Origin of the sequence: Pseudomonas fluorescens (genome assembly GCF_902497775.2) — a bacterium.
Classification (GTDB): domain Bacteria; phylum Pseudomonadota; class Gammaproteobacteria; order Pseudomonadales; family Pseudomonadaceae; genus Aquipseudomonas; species Aquipseudomonas putida_F.
Genome location: NZ_OZ024668.1, coordinates 2,473,304 through 2,492,681 on the forward strand (window position 1 = coordinate 2,473,304; position 19,378 = coordinate 2,492,681).

At 61.0% G+C, this 19,378-nt stretch carries 19 protein-coding genes; 10 read left to right on the forward strand and 9 right to left on the reverse strand.

Features of this window, described 5'->3' with window-relative positions; genetic code table 11:
- Positions 1-6 precede the first annotated feature (6 nt).
- Positions 7-249 carry a co-regulatory protein PtrA N-terminal domain-containing protein gene (locus F8N82_RS11255; RefSeq protein ID WP_038995351.1) on the forward strand — a complete coding sequence of 81 codons (243 nt, stop codon included), beginning with the start codon at positions 7-9 and terminating at the stop codon, positions 247-249.
- Positions 250-643: 394 nt separating this feature from the next.
- On the forward strand, positions 644-2,077 hold the full coding sequence (locus F8N82_RS11260; protein WP_038995352.1) for a PLP-dependent aminotransferase family protein: 1,434 nt from the start codon (positions 644-646) through the stop codon (positions 2,075-2,077).
- A gap of 29 nt (positions 2,078-2,106) precedes the next feature.
- Here F8N82_RS11260 and F8N82_RS11265 read toward each other — a convergent pair whose 3' ends face one another.
- The 4 genes from F8N82_RS11265 to F8N82_RS11280 form a co-directional block, all read right to left on the reverse strand.
- A complete protein-coding gene (locus F8N82_RS11265) occupies positions 2,107-3,015 on the reverse strand; it encodes a LysR family transcriptional regulator (protein WP_038995353.1) in 909 nt (302 codons plus the stop codon).
- Positions 3,016-3,110: 95 nt separating this feature from the next.
- A complete protein-coding gene (locus F8N82_RS11270; RefSeq protein WP_200889123.1) occupies positions 3,111-3,959 on the reverse strand; it encodes an APH(3') family aminoglycoside O-phosphotransferase in 849 nt (282 codons plus the stop codon).
- A gap of 35 nt (positions 3,960-3,994) precedes the next feature.
- Positions 3,995-4,504 (reverse strand): GNAT family N-acetyltransferase, encoded by a 510-nt coding sequence (locus F8N82_RS11275; protein ID WP_224793692.1) that lies wholly within the window; start codon positions 4,502-4,504, stop codon positions 3,995-3,997.
- Between the two features lie 42 nt (positions 4,505-4,546).
- Positions 4,547-5,188 (reverse strand): dTMP kinase, encoded by a 642-nt coding sequence (locus tag F8N82_RS11280; RefSeq protein WP_038995355.1) that lies wholly within the window; start codon positions 5,186-5,188, stop codon positions 4,547-4,549.
- A 273-nt stretch (positions 5,189-5,461) separates the two neighbouring features.
- Between F8N82_RS11280 and F8N82_RS11285 the strand changes: the two genes are divergently transcribed.
- Positions 5,462-6,493, forward strand: a complete 1,032-nt coding sequence (locus F8N82_RS11285; RefSeq protein ID WP_038995356.1) for a hypothetical protein — start codon at positions 5,462-5,464, stop codon at positions 6,491-6,493.
- Here the strand turns inward: F8N82_RS11285 and F8N82_RS11290 are convergent.
- On the reverse strand, positions 6,420-7,586 hold the full coding sequence (locus tag F8N82_RS11290; protein ID WP_095162805.1) for a M50 family metallopeptidase: 1,167 nt from the start codon (positions 7,584-7,586) through the stop codon (positions 6,420-6,422). The two genes, F8N82_RS11285 and F8N82_RS11290, sit on opposite strands and share 74 nt — an antisense overlap.
- A 164-nt stretch (positions 7,587-7,750) precedes the next feature.
- Here F8N82_RS11290 and F8N82_RS11295 point away from each other — a divergent pair, with 164 nt between their 5' ends.
- Entirely contained in the window at positions 7,751-8,476 is a 726-nt protein-coding gene (locus F8N82_RS11295) for a hypothetical protein (protein WP_038995357.1), read from the forward strand.
- Positions 8,477-8,535: 59 nt separating this feature from the next.
- Positions 8,536-9,195 (forward strand): YcxB family protein, encoded by a 660-nt coding sequence (locus tag F8N82_RS11300; protein ID WP_038995358.1) that lies wholly within the window; start codon positions 8,536-8,538, stop codon positions 9,193-9,195.
- 139 nt (positions 9,196-9,334) lie between these two features.
- On the opposite strand, the gene F8N82_RS27590 is transcribed toward F8N82_RS11300, so the two are convergent.
- Positions 9,335-9,595 carry a histidine phosphatase family protein gene (locus F8N82_RS27590; protein ID WP_080764742.1) on the reverse strand — a complete coding sequence of 87 codons (261 nt, stop codon included), beginning with the start codon at positions 9,593-9,595 and terminating at the stop codon, positions 9,335-9,337.
- Positions 9,592-11,220 (reverse strand): mechanosensitive ion channel family protein, encoded by a 1,629-nt coding sequence (locus F8N82_RS11305; RefSeq protein ID WP_080764743.1) that lies wholly within the window; start codon positions 11,218-11,220, stop codon positions 9,592-9,594. The genes F8N82_RS27590 and F8N82_RS11305 overlap by 4 nt, the downstream gene beginning before the upstream one ends.
- Positions 11,221-11,491: 271 nt before the next feature.
- On the opposite strand from F8N82_RS11305, the gene F8N82_RS11310 reads away from it, so the two are divergent.
- Positions 11,492-12,847: an MFS transporter gene (locus F8N82_RS11310; protein ID WP_338918711.1), complete on the forward strand. Its 1,356-nt coding sequence runs from the start codon at positions 11,492-11,494 to the stop codon at positions 12,845-12,847.
- 92 nt (positions 12,848-12,939) lie between these two features.
- On the opposite strand, the gene F8N82_RS11315 is transcribed toward F8N82_RS11310, so the two are convergent.
- Positions 12,940-13,584: an acetyltransferase gene (locus tag F8N82_RS11315; protein WP_038995360.1), complete on the reverse strand. Its 645-nt coding sequence runs from the start codon at positions 13,582-13,584 to the stop codon at positions 12,940-12,942.
- 107 nt (positions 13,585-13,691) lie between these two features.
- On the reverse strand, positions 13,692-15,062 hold the full coding sequence (locus F8N82_RS11320; protein WP_038995361.1) for a PLP-dependent aminotransferase family protein: 1,371 nt from the start codon (positions 15,060-15,062) through the stop codon (positions 13,692-13,694).
- Between the two features lie 137 nt (positions 15,063-15,199).
- Here F8N82_RS11320 and F8N82_RS11325 point away from each other — a divergent pair, with 137 nt between their 5' ends.
- From F8N82_RS11325 to F8N82_RS11340, 4 genes are read left to right on the forward strand one after another with little or no spacing between them, the layout of a single operon-like run.
- A complete protein-coding gene (locus F8N82_RS11325) occupies positions 15,200-16,486 on the forward strand; it encodes a hydroxymethylglutaryl-CoA reductase, degradative (protein ID WP_038995362.1) in 1,287 nt (428 codons plus the stop codon).
- Positions 16,486-17,397 carry a hydroxymethylglutaryl-CoA lyase gene (locus F8N82_RS11330; RefSeq protein ID WP_038995363.1) on the forward strand — a complete coding sequence of 304 codons (912 nt, stop codon included), beginning with the start codon at positions 16,486-16,488 and terminating at the stop codon, positions 17,395-17,397. Before F8N82_RS11325 ends, F8N82_RS11330 begins: the two co-directional genes overlap by 1 nt.
- Before the next feature lie 58 nt (positions 17,398-17,455).
- Positions 17,456-17,932 (forward strand): hypothetical protein, encoded by a 477-nt coding sequence (locus tag F8N82_RS11335; protein ID WP_038995364.1) that lies wholly within the window; start codon positions 17,456-17,458, stop codon positions 17,930-17,932.
- Positions 17,929-19,317: a tripartite tricarboxylate transporter permease gene (locus F8N82_RS11340; protein ID WP_038995365.1), complete on the forward strand. Its 1,389-nt coding sequence runs from the start codon at positions 17,929-17,931 to the stop codon at positions 19,315-19,317. The genes F8N82_RS11335 and F8N82_RS11340 overlap by 4 nt, the downstream gene beginning before the upstream one ends.
- Positions 19,318-19,378: the final 61 nt, after the last annotated feature.

Sequence of the window (19,378 nt, forward strand, 5' to 3'; positions counted from 1 at the left end):
ATATTTATGAAAAGCATTCTGACGCTTGGCGCACTGTTTGTATTGGCTATCCCTAGCATCGCTTTTGCCGAAGGTGGCAGTGACCGTCTGATAGAACGGATGACGTTACGCACCCAGGCCCAGTCTAGTGATCAGGAGAACGCTGAGGAGAATATTGGCAATACCGTAAAATCCAAGGACGAAAACGCTGGGAAAGAGCTTCGCAGCACGGTGAAGTCCAAGGATGGTGCCCGATCCAAGAGCGGTTGAAGCCGCTGCGTTGACCCGCCCCGCAGTGCAGGCGGGGTATTTTTTAGCCCTCGCATTTTCAAAAAAAAAGGACTCGCGAAATTGGCCGAGTCCTAACGTCAGATCACGCGAAGAAAATCCGATTGCGTGCCGGAATAACGCACGGATGATATTCGCTGTTCAAGGGCGACTGTCGTCGAGGCAAAACATCAAGAAACGTTCAGCCATTTGAAATCACTGCCAGCACCGACAGCTATTGCAGACCACGTCGCCACGGCGATGCGCTCCGTGCACCTTGGGGCCCCGATCCGCAGACCATGCTAGTTCGCCGCCACGGCGAAGTCGAAGACCATTGGCAATTATTTTCCGTATACTAATCACCGCCAAGTTAATAAGTACCCCTACAGGGAGCAGTATGGAACTTCATGTTGTCATTAAGGGCCGAAAGGACCTCGCCGGGCAGTTGTACAATCAACTGCGCAGCGCGATCGAGAGCGGTCGGTTGGCAGCAGGTACGCAGTTGCCGCCGACACGCCTATTGGCCGAGCAACTAAGTATTTCTCGCAAGACCATTTCCGACATCTACACACAGCTGACATACGAGAATTTTCTGATTGGTCGGGTCGGCAAAGGCACCTTCGTCAATACTCGCCCCGTTGCCCATGCGCGTCCCGCCAGTGCCATGGGCTTGGCATGCGAGGCGCAGATCAATCGTTGGCGCAACCTGCCGGCCCCCATACCCACGCCGACCCTGGAGGGCACCCTGCGCTACGAGTTTATCGGCGGCGCCACCAGCAAAGGGCAGTTCCCCCAGGACGAATGGCGTCGCTGCGTGCAGCACGGCTTGCGTCAGATGCAGCGCTCATCCGGGTTCTACAGCCATGCTGAAGGCTTGCCGGCGCTGCGCAGCGCGATCGCCCAGCACGTTTCGTTTTCTCGCGGGGTGATATGCCAGGACCATGATGTGGTGGTCTGCAATGGTACGCAACAGGCATTGGACCTGATCTCCAGGGTTGTTCTCGAGCCGGGGAGCATTGTTGCTGTCGAAGATCCCGGCTACCCCCCTGCCCGTCAGCTTTTTTCATCCCTGAGTGCCAACGTGGTAGGCGTGCCTGTCGACCACCAGGGTATACGCGTCGATCTCATTCCCGACAACACCCGATTGATCTACGTGACCCCTGCGCACCAGTATCCCCTGGGCATGCCGATGACCACCGCGCGACGTCAGGCTTTGTTGCGACGCGCCAAGGCTCTGGGGGCGCTGATCATCGAAGACGACTATGACAGCGAGTTCCGCTTTGAAGGCCGGCCCACCGATTGTTTGCAGAGCATGGACCAGCATGGCCTGGTAGCCTTCGTCGGGACCTTTTCCAAGACCACCTTTCCGGAGATGCGCCTGGGTTATGCCGTCTTGCCAGGCTCACTGATCGACGCCGTGATCAGGGCCAAACAGGTCAGCGACTGGCATACCTCCTCACTCACCCAGTGGGCCCTGGCCAAGTTCATCACTGATGGCGAACTGCTCAAGCATATCCGCCGTTGCCATGCCATTTATGCAGGACGCCGAACGCGTTTGCTCAACCGTCTGAACGGCGATCTGGCAGCCTGGCTGGAGCCGATCGCCAACACCGCCGGGTTTCATATCGGAGCACTGTTCAAAGTGCCCGTCGATACCCGCCTGCTCACAGAGCTAGCCCGCAAAGTCGAGGTCGGTGTTTACCCAATCGACGCGTTCTACTACCAGGCGCCAGTGCGGTCAGGCTTGTTGCTGGGGTTCGGCGGCATCGAAACACTGGACATCGACCCCGCCCTCGACCGGTTGCGGGGCATCCTCCAGCAGATTGCCTGACGGTATTCCCCGCGAGCGGGAAATCCGGGTCAGGCCTGGTGTTCCCAAGGTGGCGAACTCCACTGATTGGCGAGAAAGTCCACAAACGCGCTGACCCTGCGTGGGACTAACGAACGTTGTACACGTACTGCCTGAATCGGCACCGCTGGCTCCTCCCAATCGGGGAGGACACGCACCAACTCACCCCTGCGCAGTTCGTCGGCGACGTCCCAGGTCTCGCGCAACGAAATCCCCAGCCCGGCTCTGCTCCACGCCCTGAGTGCGTCGCCGTTGTCGCTGCGCAACTCGCCCGAAACCTCAACGAGCTCGGTGTCGCCGCCTGGACCTACATGCCTGAGCGTCCAGTGGTTTTGACGAAGGCCTGGGTACGAGAACAACAGGCAGCGATGCAGGTACAGTTCACCAGGGTCGGCAGGGAATCCCATTTGTCGCAGGTAGCTGGGTGCCGCCACCAGGATGCGCCGGCTTTCAGCTAGCCGGCGGCTGATGAGACGCGAGCTGGCCAGCGCACCCACCCGCACGGCGATGTCCAGATCGCTGTCGTAAAGGTCGACGATGTGATCGCTTAATTGCAGGTCAAACCCTACCTGCGGGTGATGCTCACGAAACGCCGCGATCGCTTGTGCCACATAGCGCGAGCCAAGCGGCACAGGCGCCGTCAGACGTATCGTTCCGGTGAGCGTCTGTACGCCTTGCCTGGCGACTTCGCTAGCCTCAGCCAATAGCGCCAGTGCTGGGCGAACACGCTCGGCGACGGCCCGACCTTCGTCGGTGATGCGCAGCTGGCGTGTACTTCGCTCGAATAGTCGAGCGCCAAGCTCCTGTTCCAGCCGTGCTATCTGCTTGCTCACTGTGGCAGGTGCAAGGTCCATCACCGGCGCAGCTGCTGAGAAGCCGCCGCAATCCACAACCTTGAGGAATACCGCCAGATCATCCATGTATTGAGCTGGCAGAGGCGCTTACCGTCGATGCGCTTCACTGGCGCTGCGCGCATCGAGTGAAGAAACAGCGCAGCAGCGCCTTCGGTGAAAATCTAGAACAACTCATCCAACTGCTCGAAAAACACCCGCTTCGCCGGCTGGTCAGGCTCCCCAAACCCCCGGAGTAAATCGTTTGCTGCACTGTCCGAAACATCTTCGCGCAGGTTTCGATGAGCAAACGCAACATCCAGCCAGCGATCTGCGATGCCGCCACGGCCCAGATCGATGAAGTGCAACTGGTCATGGGCGTCGACGAAAACATTGGTGTCACATAGGTCGCCATGACTGAACGCCTTCTCTTCGGTCGGTCGCGTGGCATGCAGGTGGGCCAATAACTTGCGCGGCGTGCCAAGGTTCGGCCATTGCTCCAGGTCGACATCATCGGCACACAGATCCTGCGAGATGAGATACTCCAGTTCATTCAGGCGCACCGAAGCACTTGAGTCAAACGGGCAATGGGTGATCGGCACGGCCTGCAGTTGCCGCAGTGCTTCGCGTAACAGCGCCAACATCGCGCCCTGATCGTTGCAACGGGCTTGTATCGGTTCCCCAGGCACGCAACGGGTGATCATGAACTCCCCGGCATTGCTTTGCGCAACGACTGCAACCTCGGGAACGTTCAGCCGGCCGTCCAGCCATTGCAACACGCGCGCTTCACGCAAGACGCTGTAGGTCGTTGGCGTGTAGACCGCTGCGCAGGTTTTAAGGAAAAACCGTTCATTGCCTCGGCTGAAACCGTAAACGCTGGCGGGAGACTCCCCTACCTCGTCGGCTATCAGTTGATTAGCACCAATAAATTGGGAAATGGCGCTGGGTAATTCGAAAGGAACTTGCAATGAAATATGCTCGAAACGGTGGCTACCCAGTATTACATAGTCCGCCTGTGCTACAGAGCTCAACACGAAGTCGGTACTTCGAGCACATATCTATGCCCGAGTCACAAGCGACGCCCCAGCAACTGACCTGGCCAGCCATCCACGTCGAAGGCTGAAATCTGCTCATAGCCACAGGACTCATAGAAGCGCACCAGCGCCCTCTTCCCGCCACCATAGCAGTCGACGCGCAAACGACTGACTCGTGCAGCCCGGGCGCGGTCATCGGCAAAGGCCAACAGACGCCGGCCGACACCGCGAACCTGTGTATCACGCGATGCAATCAACATTCTTACGTAGATTTCCGGCTGGCTAGCGCAAGGCACGTAGGGCATGGCCTCGCCCAGGATCAATGCGGCGCAAACCCTGCCCGTGCAATCTTCTGCGACCCATGCCTCAGGTAGCGCACAGGCATCCGTCACCCGCTCGATCTGCCGAGGTGACTTTGACCAGGGTTCGCTGCCCCACTGCCCGGTATTGCCCATGGCAACAAACCAGGCAATCACTTCATCAAAAATACTCAACACCGCCGGCGCATCAAGCGCACTGGCACGACGGATAACCAGGTTGTCCATTTCAGTCATCACTCCCTTCACTACTCCATCGCCAGCGTCACTTCACACACGCCCAGAAAGCCGTTCGGCGGCGCATCGAAGCGCTTTATGAATCTCGGCAACCACCTGCATCGTAGCGTCTTCGATTGTTCCTTCATTGCGGCATAAAACCCAACCGTGATCTGCAACCGCTCGCTCGAATGCCTGGGTACTGGCGACATGCTCCTCCAGTCGATGCATCACCGTACTGCTCAGCCCACGGGTTCGTGCCGCTGCCCTCGCCCATGACACTTCAGGCGCGGTAACAACCCCGACATGCAGGTCTGGTACTCGCACGTCGCGATCGATGTTCAACCGCAGAATCTCGGCAAACGGGACGATCCGGCGAAACGCGGCGTCGGATGGGTACCAGCGATCGATCAGGATGATGCTGTCCGCAGGCTGTTTAGTCAGTACGTGCTGGGAAATCCAATAACGGCTATCAGCAAGGCGCTGACAAACCGCCAGTTCCAGATCCCGGCAGGGACTGCGGACGAGTCTGTTGACCAGGGCCATGGTTTCACCCCGATAGGGATCGCTTTTTTTCTCGCACAGCCGGATCACCTTCTGGTTGTCTGCCCGCAACGCTTTCGTCACGGCCTCCAACAGTGTGGTTTTACCGGTTCCCTTGGGCCCATCGAGAGAAACGAACAGCGGACGATTCATTCTTCAAACAACAATTGATACACGGTTTTTTGCCTGACTCGCTCGCTGCAAGCGCTTGGCGCGACTACGCGAATCGAGTGGGGGAAATGATGAACAGACATTGATGGACACTCTAACCTAGTTCGGACAAACAGACGCTCAGAAACTGTTGGAGTTTGGCAGACTTAGATACTCCGCTGTCCCAGCGCTACACTTTCCGGCGCTGCCGCTCACCGAAGGCGTTATTCATCGACTATGATGCTCGCCCGTCAGACAACTGGAAGTCCGATCCTCATGCTCAAGCCCTTGGCCGTCCTGACCCTCGCTTGTGCTGCTGGCTGTGCCAACGCCGCGCCCCCTGAACTCACCGGCGTCTGGCAAGGCACCCTTGGCAAGACCCCGATCACTGCCTGTTTCAACGCCGCCCCCGACAGCAACGGCAGCTACTATTACCAGCGCTTCCTCACGCCGATCCAGCTCACCCAGGAAAGGGCCAGTGAACGCTGGGCCGAGGACGGCAGGACGGGGTTCTGGCAACTTGACGCCCCTCGGGGCGATACACTGAGCGGAACCTGGAGCAAGGCCCCGGGCGGCACGCCGTTGCCTTTGGCGTTGACGCGCTCAAGTGCCGAAGGCTGTGGGGGCGACGCCTATAACGCGCCCATGGAGGCGGTACCGCTGCCGGTCAAGGTGGAGAAAAAAACCTTTGGCGAGCACGCCTATCACGTCACGACCCAAGGCGCCCAGGTCACCTTGAAGCTTGCGGGGGATGGTCCGGCGATCCACAAGATCAATCAGCAACTGGCGCGCCTCGCTGTCAGTCCCGAGGGCCCGCAAGCGTTCTTCAACGAGCGTCGTGATTTCCTCGGCATGAGCGGTTCTGCCGCTACCAGCGAGATCAGCGTGATGCCCACGTACTGGTCGTCGCAATGGATTACCGTCCGGTTTTACCGCTGGAGCGCAGGCTTTGGTCGCAGCGGCATCAGTTGGGGTTTGCACACCTGGAACCTGCAAACCGGCGAAAGCGTCGACCCCTGGACCTGGATCGGTACGCGCTTTGAGTGGTACAGCCCGTTTTCCGGGCATGTCAGCCTGCCGAAAAAATTCGCTAGCTGGCTGCAGACCCAGGCCACAGCAGACAGCGAGTGCCCTGACGTGGCGAGCTACGGGTCCTACGACCTGAGTTTCGACACCCAGGGCATGCGCCTCGCCAACAAGCCCATCGGCGATGGTTGTGACGTTGACATGACCTTCAGTTGGAACCAGTTACAGCCGCTGCTCTCGACACAGGGTCGGGCAGCGCTGCCGAGCTTGCAGGTGCCGTGAGCAACGCCTGGATGTAGCCGGCCAGCCGTTCTTCTCGCGGGCCCAGAGACCGGTCCTGACTGTTACGGGCCAGGTGCACGGCCTGTTCCATACAGAGCGTCACCTGGCTGGCATCGCCCGCTACAGCAGCACGCAGTGCCAGGCAACGCGGCCGGAAGCTTGGGGCGTACCAGTCGATTTCTTCGTTGAATAGATAGTCACTTAGTTCACGAGCATCGCGCTCAAGCATGGCCCGGGAGAAAGCCAGCTCCGCACGCAAAATCGACAGCAGTACCATGTAGGGCTTCAGCACCAGGGGGTGCGTTGCCAACATTGCCTCCAGCTCGTCACCCAGGGCGACGGCACCCGCCCAATCCGCCTTATTTTGCCGGGTACACAAGCGATAGCCCAGCGCACTCAACGGCGCGGGCATCGACTGGGCACTCAGGGCTTCAAGATCGGCGCTGGGCAAGTCCTCTGCCTGCGTACCCGCAACACCCAGGGCCATCAGCCGCGCATTGGCCAGCGCCTGTCCCCGTTCATCAGGCTTGCAGAGCCAGGCCAGAAACCCCGCCCCATCACTGACACGCCCTGGCGCGACCGTGGGCACCAGGTTGGCCAGACCGGTGGCCAGATTGCTCACCCCCAAGGCCAGCACCAGCGCGGCGAACTCGCCGCCCAGCAGCGCAAACAGCGCCAGGCACAGGCCGGCGACCAACAGGTTGAGCAACGGCCCCATCAGCGTGAAAACCAGCATTGCCCGCCGCAAAGGCTGGCGCGGGGGATGCACCGCAATGACATAGCCTGCCAGTGGCTGGCCTTTGGCACGGCGCGACCAGCGAGCCTTCCAGCCTCGCTGCAACGGTTGAATCTCCCAGGCCAGCACCCGCATCGACAGCACCGTCATGCCAGTCCATTTGGCGCCCAGATAATGCCCGCCCTCGTGCACGCAGAGGCTCACCACCCCGAGGATAAAAGCCATGAACATGGCTGAAAACGGCTGCAAGCCGACATTGATCCTTTCGCCCAGGATGAGCGCCGAGAGTAAAAAACCCGCAATGCCGATGACAAGTTGCAGCAGTACCAACAGCCGATATATCCCTCTGAACAGCATTATCTAGTCCTTTCGATGGCGTGCCTGACAACGCGGGCCGCGCATTGAACACCGGTTCTACACCAACAGCAATTTTCTTGGGCAGATAAATACTTTAGCCTGAGGTGCACGCTGTCGAACCGAGACAGGTTCGACCCACTGAATAATCCGAGGTACCACAGTCGATGGACCCGACGCATATCCAGGCCCTGCTTCAACTACGTAGCCTCGTCCCCATTGGCCTGCGCCACGCCCAGGCCCTGCTCCAGCGCTGTGCAGGCAACCCCGAACAGGCCGCCGGGCTGTTCAAGACCGAACTCCTGCAGGTGCTGGCGAACAAGTCCGGGCTGCCTGCCGATCAAGCCCGGGAGTATCTGCACAACGCAGGCTATGACCTGAACCGCGCCTTGAACGCGCTAGAACAAGCGCGCTTCACCTTGACCCAGCGCATTCTGCGCAAACATCATCAGGACCAGGCCCACGCCCTGGACCTGATCGCCCAGGCCATAGAAATCGCCGAGCAACTGCCACGTCAGTACTGGCTGGCCTTCGAGCGGCTGGAACAACTGGCGCCGGCACCGCGCTGCTTCATGGTGCTCCACGAATGGCTGGCCTTCGAGGGCTGGGAAGGCTTTGACTGTGCCCTGCACTTTCATCTGCCCCAGGCCATCGCCCAACTCAGGCACCTGCAGCTGGATGCCTTGGCGGACACATTGCAACAGGCCGGCAAGCGCCAACAGCAACTACGGGCGACCCATGCGCAAAACGAAGGCCCCATCGAGCTGGCCGTGCGGGTCAATCAGGACGCGCTGTTCAATGTCTGCCAGGAGCGCTTCAACCAGCAGCGGCCGCAGCTCGATGAACACCTTTATGAGTGGGTGTTACGCCATATAGAGCAGTTTCCAGCCTGAGCGGCGAAAGTTGCTAAACTGCCGCCCTCAGCGAAGACGGACCTCGGATCAAGCCCCCCATGGAATTGCACTACAGCATCACCCCCGCCCATACCCGGACCTGGATAGCCGAACGGCTGGAGCAGGAATTGCTCAAGCAGGATCAGCAGCAGGCCCAGGCCATGGCCAACGTTGCCCGTTGGCAAAGCCGCCTGGTCGGCCCCCTGATGTTCACCCTGTGCCTGGTCGGCGGCATGCTGGCGATTTATTTCCCCGAGCAACGTTTCACCCCGCAAAAGGTCATCACCATGGCGATGTTCGGCTTGATCTTCATCCCGCTCTGGTGGCGCTTTTCCGGGCGCTGGATCAAACACCTGCAATCGCGCATCGCCGCCAACCACACCAAGCCCCGAGCGCCGTTGCGTGGGTTGAATCAGCGGCTGATCGAAGCCAGGCTGCGGGCGCCGCTGAAATCCGTCGAAAGCACCTATTGCCTGAGCTTCGATGAGCAGGGCTTCACCCTGGACAAAGCCTGCGGCGGCAAGAGCAGCCTGACCTGGGACCAGATCGTGCAGGTGCAGGAAACGCCGTATTTCTACCTCGTGGCTTGCGCGAAAATGGTGAGCCAGGGCGTGGCTTGCGTCGTTGTCAAAGACAGCGACCTGATGCCGGCCGAGGAGTATCAGCAAGGCTTGCAAGCGTTTCTGAGCCAGTGTCCGGTGGCGCCTTCAGCGAACTGATAACGCCACAAACCGCCACCGCGACGCAGACTAAACGTGTAAATTCAATTTTGTCAGTGTGACATTCTTGAACAGGTCATCTTCGACCCATTCGGACACACTGCCTGGCGACACGTTAAAAGAGATAAATGACATTCCATCAACAGGGACTCGTTGCAACGCGCTGATCAAGAAACTCGCGGCAACCCCTTGGGTCGAGGTCGACCTCAAGCCCCAGCACACTGGCAATTACCTCTGCTGTCTCTGTGCAACGCAGCAGATCAGAGGCGTAAATTGCAGTGCAACTTGCCAGCTCCAGGGATGAAAAAAATCTCGCCAGATCACCGGCCTGTTCAATGCCTTTAGGGGTTGACCTGGAATCAAACCAACCGCCTACAAGGCTATCGACCGGCCAGTTCATTCCCCGCCGTGCTTGTCTGCCGGGGCCTGCGCTGGCGCGGTGTACCACTGCGCCTTGGGCACCCGCTTCTCCTGCTGCGGGTCGCCCAGGTAGTGCGGCGACATGATCTGCACGTCGTACTCGTTGAACACGTCCTGGATATTGGCGTGCAGCATGCTCAGCAACTCGGCGCGCGGCCGCGGTTCGCTGGGCACGGCCTGGGCGACCAGGCGGTACTCGGGATAGAAGTCCGACAATGCCGTCTGAAACACCTGCGGCCTCGGGCTTTGCAAGATCCCGGCAGTACGCTGCGCCGCCTCCAACAGCATCGCCTCGACCTGACGCCAGGGCGTGTCGTAGCCAATGGTCACCACCGTATCAACGACATAACCGGCACCTTGAACCACCCGCGAGTAGTTCTTGGTCACCGCACCGGTGATCATCGAATTGGGAATGGTCAGCACCTCACCCAGGCCGGTGCGGATACTGGTGGTAAACATGCCAAGCTCGGTCACCGTGCCCTCGTGCTCGCCGATGCGGACAAACTCACCAGGGCGCAAGGTACGGGTGTAAGTCAGGATCAGTCCGGCAGCCGCCTGGCCGACCACACTGGATGCGCCGAGGGAAATCATCAGGCCGATCAGCACCGACAACCCCTTGAAGGCTTCGGTGCCAGCGCCCGGCAGGTAGGGATAGGCCATGGCCAGGGCAAACAGCCAGATCGCCAACGAAGTCAGGCGGGTGGTCGGCTGCAGGGTTTCGTGATTGAGCCAGGTGATCGTCCCGGGCTTGGACAAGCGCTCCAGCACGCGCTTGCTGAAGGCGCTGAAGCCCCGGGCAATAAAGAAGATCACCAGGGCGATGACCAGCCCGGGAATCGCGCTGACCATGGCATCCAGCACATAGCGCAGCAGGTCGAGCAGGTAATGGTCGAGCCGTTCGCCCCAGGGCCGGGTGTATGGGAAGCGCTGCAAGACGAAGGTCAGCCATTCGTAGGTCAGCAACAGCACCACCAACCAGTACAGTGCCGCCAGCAGGCGCCGGACCAACGGGAACAGGTTGCTGGTGTCCAGCAGCTCGGTTTCGCCGACTTTCAGCACGTCATGGTGACGGCGTATGCGCTTGGGCAACCAGGACAGCATCTTGCGCCGGACCAAGCCTGCCAGGCGCAGCAAGGCGACAAAGAGCACGGTGGCAAGCGCGCTGAGGCCGCCAGCGGTGAGCAGAAAACGGACGCTGCGGGCTTCCCGGGATTCATCCACCACCTGTTTCAGGTGCTCGGCGGCTTGAGCGGCGGCGTCGGCCACCGAGGTGTCCGGGTCGGTGTCCTTGGGCGTGACGATAAACGCCCGGCGCTCCCCGAGCAGGACCAGGTAGCTGTCCTGAATGGTATCCAGGCGCACCAGCGGGTTTTCAGTGCCGCTGAGGGTTTCGTTGATCACGCTGCGCGCCCGCTCGGCGCGGGCTGCGGGGGGTTCGCCGAGCAAGGTGGCATGGAAGGTGATGATCTCGCGGTTGGCAATCTTAAGTTCCGCCGCTGGCGCCGAGACCACCGCCGCCGCTTGCGCGGCACTGACCGACGCCTGCAACACGCCGCATACCAGGCAGAAAACCCACACCCACCCGCGTTGTCGCCATTTGTGCATGCCCCTTGCTCCAGCCAGATTCCTTGTCCGGGCCACACGCGCCCATCGCCCCTGCGTGCCTGACGCTCAAACAGGCAAGGTCAGGATAGCCGTGGTTAGGCGCTTGCACCTGCCGCTTGCACGTAGTGCTCGCGAGCAACCGGGCCTGCGGCCGAAAGCCGCAGGGCAGGCGCTTGGCAAATCCACGCCAGGGCTTAAAATCGCGCGTCCTTTTCGCCAGTCGCCTGGAATGCACGCTCGCCGCTGCGCAGCCTGGTCCGGTTCGGTAAACGTGCGAAGAGGCCAATGTTTTGCCGATAGATCACCTGAGGTCCTTATGTCTTCGCGTTTGCTGGCCATGGCGCTGGCGCCCCTGCTCGGTTTGTTCATTGTTGCGCTGGGCAACGGCTTCATGTCGTCGCTGACCACCCTGCGCCTGGGGGCGGCTGGTGCCTCGACAACGATGATCGGCGTGGTCTCGTCGGCCTACTTCATCGGCCTGACCCTGGGGGCGATTTTCAATGACCGGCTGATCCTGCGCATCGGTCATATCCGCGCCTACAGCAGCTTCGCCTCGTTGATCGCCGCAACTCTCCTTTTGCAGGGCCTGTTCTTTGATACCTGGGGCTGGTTCACCCTGCGCCTGATCAATGGCTGGGCCACGGTCGGGGTTTTCCTGGTGATCGAGAGCTGGCTGCTGCTCGCCGGCGACGCCAAGATCCGCGGGCGCCTGCTCGCGCTGTACATGATCGTGCTCTATGGGGCCGGTGTGCTGGGGCAAGCGACCCTGGGCGAAATCACCAGCCTGGGCGAAAACGCACCGTTCATGGTCGCCGGGATGCTGGCGTCGCTGTCGGTGCTGCCGATTGTGATTTTGCCTCGGGTCTCGCCGTTACTGGAGCAGGTCGAGCCGCTCAAACCGCGGCAACTGCTGGGGGTGACCCCGTCGGGGCTGGTCGGCTGCTTCGGCTCGGGCATTGCCATTGCGGCGGTGTATTCGCTACTGCCCCTGTATTTGCAGCGCATTGGCCACGACGTTGGCGAAGTCGGCAACATGATGGCCTGGACGATCCTCGGCGCCATGCTGTTGCAGTACCCGGTCGGGCGCTGGTCTGACCGCAAGGACCGCCTCGAGGTGCTGATCATGCTGGGCGCGGCCTGCGGTGTGCTGTCCCTGATCATCGGCCTGTTGCCGCTGTCGTCGACCCTGCTGGCGCTGATGCTGTTCTTGCTGGGCGGCGGGATCTTTGCCCTTTACCCGGTAGCGGTCAGCCATGCTGCCGACCGCGCGTCTGCGCAGGCGCTGGTCCCGATGATCCAGGGGCTGCTGTTGATCAACTCCCTGGGCTCTGCCCTCAGCCCGCTGATGATCTCGCCGCTGATGAGCTCGTTCAGTGAAGCCGGCTTGTTCTGGGCCTTCGCGGTGGTCAATCTGGGCATGGTGATGTTCTTCGTCTGGCGCCGTGGCAAGCGCCCAGCCCCGGTCAACCCGGCACCGTTCACCGCGTCGGCGACTTTCTCGCCGACCGGTGCCGAACTGCGGGTCACTGACGACCTGATGCACGCCGCCCAGGAGCATCCGCCGATGGCCGATGCGGTCAACGGCGAGGCGTTGAGTCAGCCGGCTCCACGCGAGGAAATCGCTTAGCGGTTGCTTGCCCGCCGCGCCATGATGACCTCCAGGTTCAGCAGACAGCGCCTAGTTCACCGGGCGCTGTTGCGCGGCGAAAGCGCCGGACGTCAGGCTTTTGCTCCTAAAGGTCTGGCTGGATTACCCACAACGGTTACCCCAGCTGCAACACTTTTGGTTACCACAGCGCCCATACCAACAATGGCGCCCTTACCAATCACCAGCGGCTGTGCCGAACTGCCCTGTTTGATCACTGCACCGGTTCCTATGTAAGCATGATCCTCAATGTGCACATTGCCATTGCAGCTGACATTGGGAGCAAAGGTTACGTAATCGCCAATCACGCAATCATGAGCCACGTAACTGTAGATATTGGCCTGGAATTGCTTGCCTATTTTTATATTGGATGTCAATTGAGTGAAGTGACACAGCACTGCGCCTTCACCGATCTCAACCGAGTCCAGAATGATTGAATTCGACGCTCTTACCGACACCACATCTATATTGTCCTGCTTGCACTGAGCGGCTAAGGACTCACGTGCCGCACTGCTGCCAATGGCAAGCACCACTGCTTTGCGTGCATGCGGTATCTGCAAATACTCCTGGTAGGTGTAGACCGGGCAGCCGTTGACTTCCTTATCTTCTGTGCCATCAACAATGAAACATACCGGGTCATCGACATATTGCTCACGCACCAACGGCAATACTTCCCGACCGAAACCACCTGCCCCATAGACACCAATCATTCTTTGCATTTATTCCCCCCTCCCCAATAGACAAAAAGATAAAACCCGACACGGCTTATCGACTGATAATTTGCACGCAAGCGCCCTGCCCCAAACACCTGCCCTGTTGGCCCGCCTCACTCCTTTAACACCGCCTTGAGCAACGAATCATTCAGATACGCCACATTCAACCTCGTCCACGGGTTAACCCGCGACTGTTCCGGCGAAAAAATATGTCCTGGTGCAATCATGAATCCCTTCGGCAGCAGCTGTCGCGTCAGCTCCCGGGCATCATCAACGTTGGGAAACCTGACCCACAGATACAGGCTCTGCCCAGGCCTGGCGAACACCTCGGCACCGATCTCGTCGAGCATTTGCAAACCTGCCGTGGTAGCGGTTTTCAAGCGTTCCTGAAGACGAATCAGATGCCGCAGGAAGTGACCTTCGGTCAGGATGACATCAACCGTGCGTTCACACAGCTCCGACGTGCTGGTGTGCAGGAGCATTTTAAGGTCACCCAGCTCATCGATCACCTCTTTATTGCCAGCGATAAATCCGACTCGCAAAGCCGCAGACACAGACTTGGAAAAACTGCCGACATACAGCGAGCGCTGCAACTGGTCCAGCGCCGATACCTTGATCGCCGAAGCCGGTTTGAAGTCGGCCAGAGCATCGTCGTCCACCAGAATGAAATTGTGCTCTTCAGCCAATTGCACCAGCCGATGCGCTTTGTTCGGGGAGATATCGGAACCCGTCGGGTTGTGGCCGACGGACTGGATGAAAAACAGCTTGGGCTTGTGCGCGTGCAGGTGTTGTTCCAGCACCTCGATGTCCGGGCCATCGGCCAATCGCGGCACCGGGAGCATCCGCGCGCCTTGCAGTTGCAGCTTGCCGAACAGCGGGTAATAACCCGGGTCTTCGACCAGCACGCTGTCGCCCGGGGCAATGAAGCGGCGGATGATCAGGTCCAGGGCATGGTTGGCGCCGTGGGTGGTGACAATCTGCCGGGGGCTGGCGCTGATCGAATAGCTGGCCAGCTTCTGCACCAGGTGCTGGCGCAGGCTGGCATTGCCCAGGCGGTTGCCGTAGCGGAACAGCGTAGTGACACCGGTGCGCATGATCTGCCGGGTGAACTTGTCCAGGCGCATGTCCATCAGCCACTCAACCGGCGGGAAGCCTTCCCCCAGCGGTGAGTGGCCCGGCTCGCGGACGAACTGCTGGCGCATCAGCCAGATGGTGTCCATCGCCCGCTCGTAGGGCATGGGCTCTTCAGCTTCGTGGTTGCTCAGCGCGCCTTGTTTGACGAAAAAACCCTGTCCGTGCCGCGCCTCTACCAGGCCCTGAGCGGCCAACGCTTCATAGGCGTTGATCACGGTGTTCTTCGAATGGCCGAACAAGCGCATGCACTCGCGCAGTGACGGCAAGCGCTCACCGACGCGGTAGGTGCCATTGCCGATTTGCTCGACCAGTGATGCTGCCAGTTGCTCTGCGAGTGTCAGCCGCGCCATCGTCAGGTGTCCTGAATGCCTTTTATCCATTGAGGGTACAGCTTGGGTACTGTCTGTCCAAACTGTACCTTCTTTGGCGCAACAGTTCGGACTAGGGTGGCGTCATCTCACAACAATAACTGCAGAGAGCCCTCCCCATGAGCATCGACTCCCGCCTGCCCATGTTCCGCGCCATGTCGCCTGCCGAACGCTTGAACCACTTGCAAGAAGTGCTCGCACTTCCCCAGGAAGACCTCGCCCTGCTCCGCGAGGCCGGCGCCTTGGCACTGGAAGTCGCCGACGGCATGATCGAGAACGTGCTCGGCACCTTCGAATTGCCCTACGCCGTGGCCAGCAATTTCCAGATCAATGGCCGCGACGTCATCGTGCCGTTGGTGGTGGAAGAGCCTTCGGTGGTCGCCGCTGCCTCGTTCATGGCCAAACTTGCCCGCGAGGCGGGCGGTTTTCAGACTTCCAGTTCCCTGCCGCTGATGCGTGCCCAGGTGCAGATCGTCGAGATCGACGACCCCTTCAATGCCCGCCTGAGCCTGATGCGCCGCAAGGACGAAATCATCGAACTGGCCAACCGCAAGGACCAGTTGCTCAATCAGCTCGGCGGCGGTTGCCGCGACATCGAAGTGCATACCTTTGCCCAAAGCCCGCGCGGGCCGATGCTGGTTGCCCACCTGATCGTCGACGTACGCGATGCCATGGGTGCCAACACCGTCAACACCATGGCCGAAGCGGTGGCGCCGCTCATGGAGGAAATCACTGGCGGCAAGGTTCGTCTGCGCATCCTCTCCAACCTGGCCGACTTGCGCCTGGCCCGGGCCCAGGTGCGCATTGCCCCCGAGTTGCTGAGCACTGGCGCCTATAAAGGTGAAGACGTCATCGAAGGCATCCTCGATGCCTACAACTTCGCCGTGGTCGACCCGTACCGCGCCGCCACCCACAACAAGGGCATCATGAACGGCATCGACCCGCTGATCGTCGCCACCGGCAATGACTGGCGCGCCGTGGAAGCCGGTGCCCATGCCTATGCCTGCCGCAATGGCCATTACGGCTCACTGACCACCTGGGAAAAAGATCGTCAGGGCCACCTGGTCGGCACCCTGGAGATGCCCATGCCAGTCGGGTTGGTCGGCGGCGCCACCAAGACCCACCCGCTGGCGCAGCTGTCACTGCGCATCCTCGGGGTGAAAACCGCCCAGGAACTGGCCGAAATCGCTGTCGCCGTGGGCCTGGCGCAAAACCTCGGCGCCCTGCGGGCACTGTCGACCGAAGGCATCCAGCGCGGTCACATGGCCTTGCATGCACGTAACATTGCTTTGTCGGCCGGTGCCCGGGGTGATGAGGTCAACTGGCTGGTCAAGCAGATGGTCGAGGCCCGCGACGTGCGCGCCGACAAGGCGGCTGAACTGCTCAAGCACAAGCGGGCGCAGTAATGGAGGCGGTACGGCTGGTCGAAGTGGGCGCCAGGGATGGCCTGCAGAATGAACAGCTGACGCTGTCGCCACAGATCCGTGTGCAGTTGCTGCAACGGTTGGCCGACGCCGGGCTGCAAACCCTGGAGGCCGGAGCGTTTGTCTCGCCGCGCTGGGTGCCGCAGATGGCCGGCTCCGATGAGGTGTTCAAGGCATTGGCGGTACGCCCCGGGGTGACCTGGACAGCACTGGTGCCCAACCTCAAGGGGCTGGAGGCCGCAATAGCGGCGGGTTGCCGTGAGGTCGCGGTGTTCGCCGCCGCCTCCGAGGCGTTCTCGCAGCAGAACCTCAACTGTTCGATTGCACAAAGCTTGCGCCAGTACCAGGAGGTCATGGTCCGCGCCCGTGACGCCGGCATCAGGGTGCGTGGCTACGTGTCGTGCGTCATGGGCTGCCCGTTCACCGGCACCGTCAAACCTGAAGCCGTGGCGGCCGTCAGCGCTTCATTGTTCGCCATGGGCTGCTATGAAATAAGCCTGGGCGACACCATTGGCAGCGGTACGCCAGCGGCGACCCGGGCGCTGATCGCAGCCTGTCGCCAAGTGGTGCCGGTCAGCGCGCTGGCCGGGCATTTCCACGATACTTACGGCATGGCCATTGCCAATATCCATGCGGCGCTGGAGGCGGATGTACGGGTGTTCGACAGCTCGGTCGCAGGCCTGGGTGGCTGCCCGTATTCGCCAGGCGCCACCGGCAATGTCGCCAGCGAAGAGCTGGTGTACCTGCTCGATGGCCTGGGCTTGCGCCACGGCGTCGATCTTGAGGCACTGATCGATGCCGGTGAGTTCATCAGTGCCGAACTCGGCCGGCCAAGCGCATCCAGGGTTGCCCGTGCCCTGCTCGCCAAACGAGGCCTGTGTGCAATGCGTTAAGCGGTATCTCTTCACGTTCATAACAATAAAAGCCCGCAAGGGCAGTGGGAGAATCTTGATGAAACCCGAACTGTTCGAAGTCTGGGGCGACACCGTCGACGGTCGCCACCTGATCTACTCCATCGCCATCGGCGCCAGCGTCAGCCTCGGCGCTTTTTTTACCGCGCAGCACCTGCTGGTGGGCTGGGTGGAGTCGCTGCAAATGGCCCGTGCCTACGCCATGCTGATCGGCATTGTCGGCTGCCTGGCAGGCGGCGCCATCAGTGCGGCGCTATTCAAGCCCAAGCGTAACGTCATCGAACACCTGGCAGACCCGGCCTGGAGGGCGAAAATCCTCGTCGAGCTGCAGAACGAATTCGGCCCTCTGGGCAGTCTGAGTGACCTGCCAGCGGCAACCCTTGCCGAACTGCGCGAGATGGATCTTTATGATCTGTTTGCCGACTACGAAAAAGGCCTGCGCTCGCCCCCGGACAACCCTGATGTCTCACCTGCCGTGGTTGTCCACGCAGCCAGCGCCACTGGAGGTCGCCCATGATCGCCGTGATGATGGACCAATTCCTGATCGCCCTGGCCATGGGTGTGCTCGGTGCGGTGATTTTTGCCGGCATCGGCCTGATCTCCGGCAGCGATGAAACCACTACCCTTGCCCCGCTGACCCTGTTGGTGGTGCTGCTGGGCGTGCCGGCACCCGGCGTGCTGACGTTCTTCCTGGCGGGCGCAGTGGCCAAGCACATGACCCATGCGGTGCCGACGGCGTTGCTGGGGATCCCCGGCGACACCATGGCCACGCCGCTGATGCGCGAGGCAAATTTCTTGCGCAACCTCGGCGTGCCGCACATTGCCTTGCGCAAGATGATCTCCGGGGCAGTCATTGCCGCCTTGATCGCGGTGCCCATGGCGGTGTTGTTCGCGGTGATGCTGGCGCCCTTCGGCGACATGATCAAGCACGCGGCGCCCTGGGTGTTCCTGCTGGCGGCGGTGGCCATCGCCTGGTTCTCCAAAGGCCGCCTGGCCGCAGTGCTGACCTTGATCCCCTTCGTCATGGTGATTGTCGGCCTGCAGAGCCTCACCGCGCAGCATGGGGTCAAGCTCAGCGTCAGCTACTTCCTCGGCATTGCCATCGGCCCGTTGATCGCCGCGTTGTTCTCCCTATTGGCGCCGGCCGAGCGCGCCAGTATGCGCCGCCAGGCACCGCGGACGTTTTCCTTGTCGCCGGACGTGAAAAGCTGGGGCGGGTTCTTTCCCAATCCGCTGCGGGTACTGGATAGCAAGCAGAGCCTGTGGACTGCGGTTACCGCGGTGGTGTCCAGCGCCACCTTCGTGTTCAGCCCGGTGGCCATGACCGTGATCATGGGCGAGGCCGTCGGCTCGCGGGTCAAGCACGTCTACCATCGCCTGACCACGGTGATCACGGCGCGCAACGGCGTCACCGAGTCGACCTACCTCGCCGAAGCCCTGATTCCACTGATCGCCTTCGGCCTGCCGCTGAGCCCGGTCGCCGCAGGCCCGGCGGCGCCGCTGTTCAACGCGCCGCCACGCTTTAGCGTCGATGCCGCCACCGGCCAGGTGAACAACCTGCACTCGCTGCTCAGCACCTGGGAGTTTCTCGGCTACGGCATGCTCGCGGTGATCGTTGCCATCCTGATCGCCTACCCCTTCACCATGAACTACGCGCACCGGGCGGCCGCCTACGTGTCGCGCAAGATCAGCCATGAAGCTGTGATCTCGACTTTTGTCGGCCTGATCCTGGTGATCGGTATCTGGGAAGGCGGCCTGCTCGGTTTGCTGGTGATTGTCACCATCGGCCTGCTGGGCGGATTTCTCTCACGCTTTCTGGGCTTCAACATTGGCGTGCAGTTCATGGGCTACTACACCGCCGTGCTGACCGTGCCCGCGCTGATTGCCCTGCTGGGCGCTTAACCCCACTCCCCCCGTAACCGCAGACACCGCCACTTTTCGCAGCCTTTGCGCTGCGAGGGCG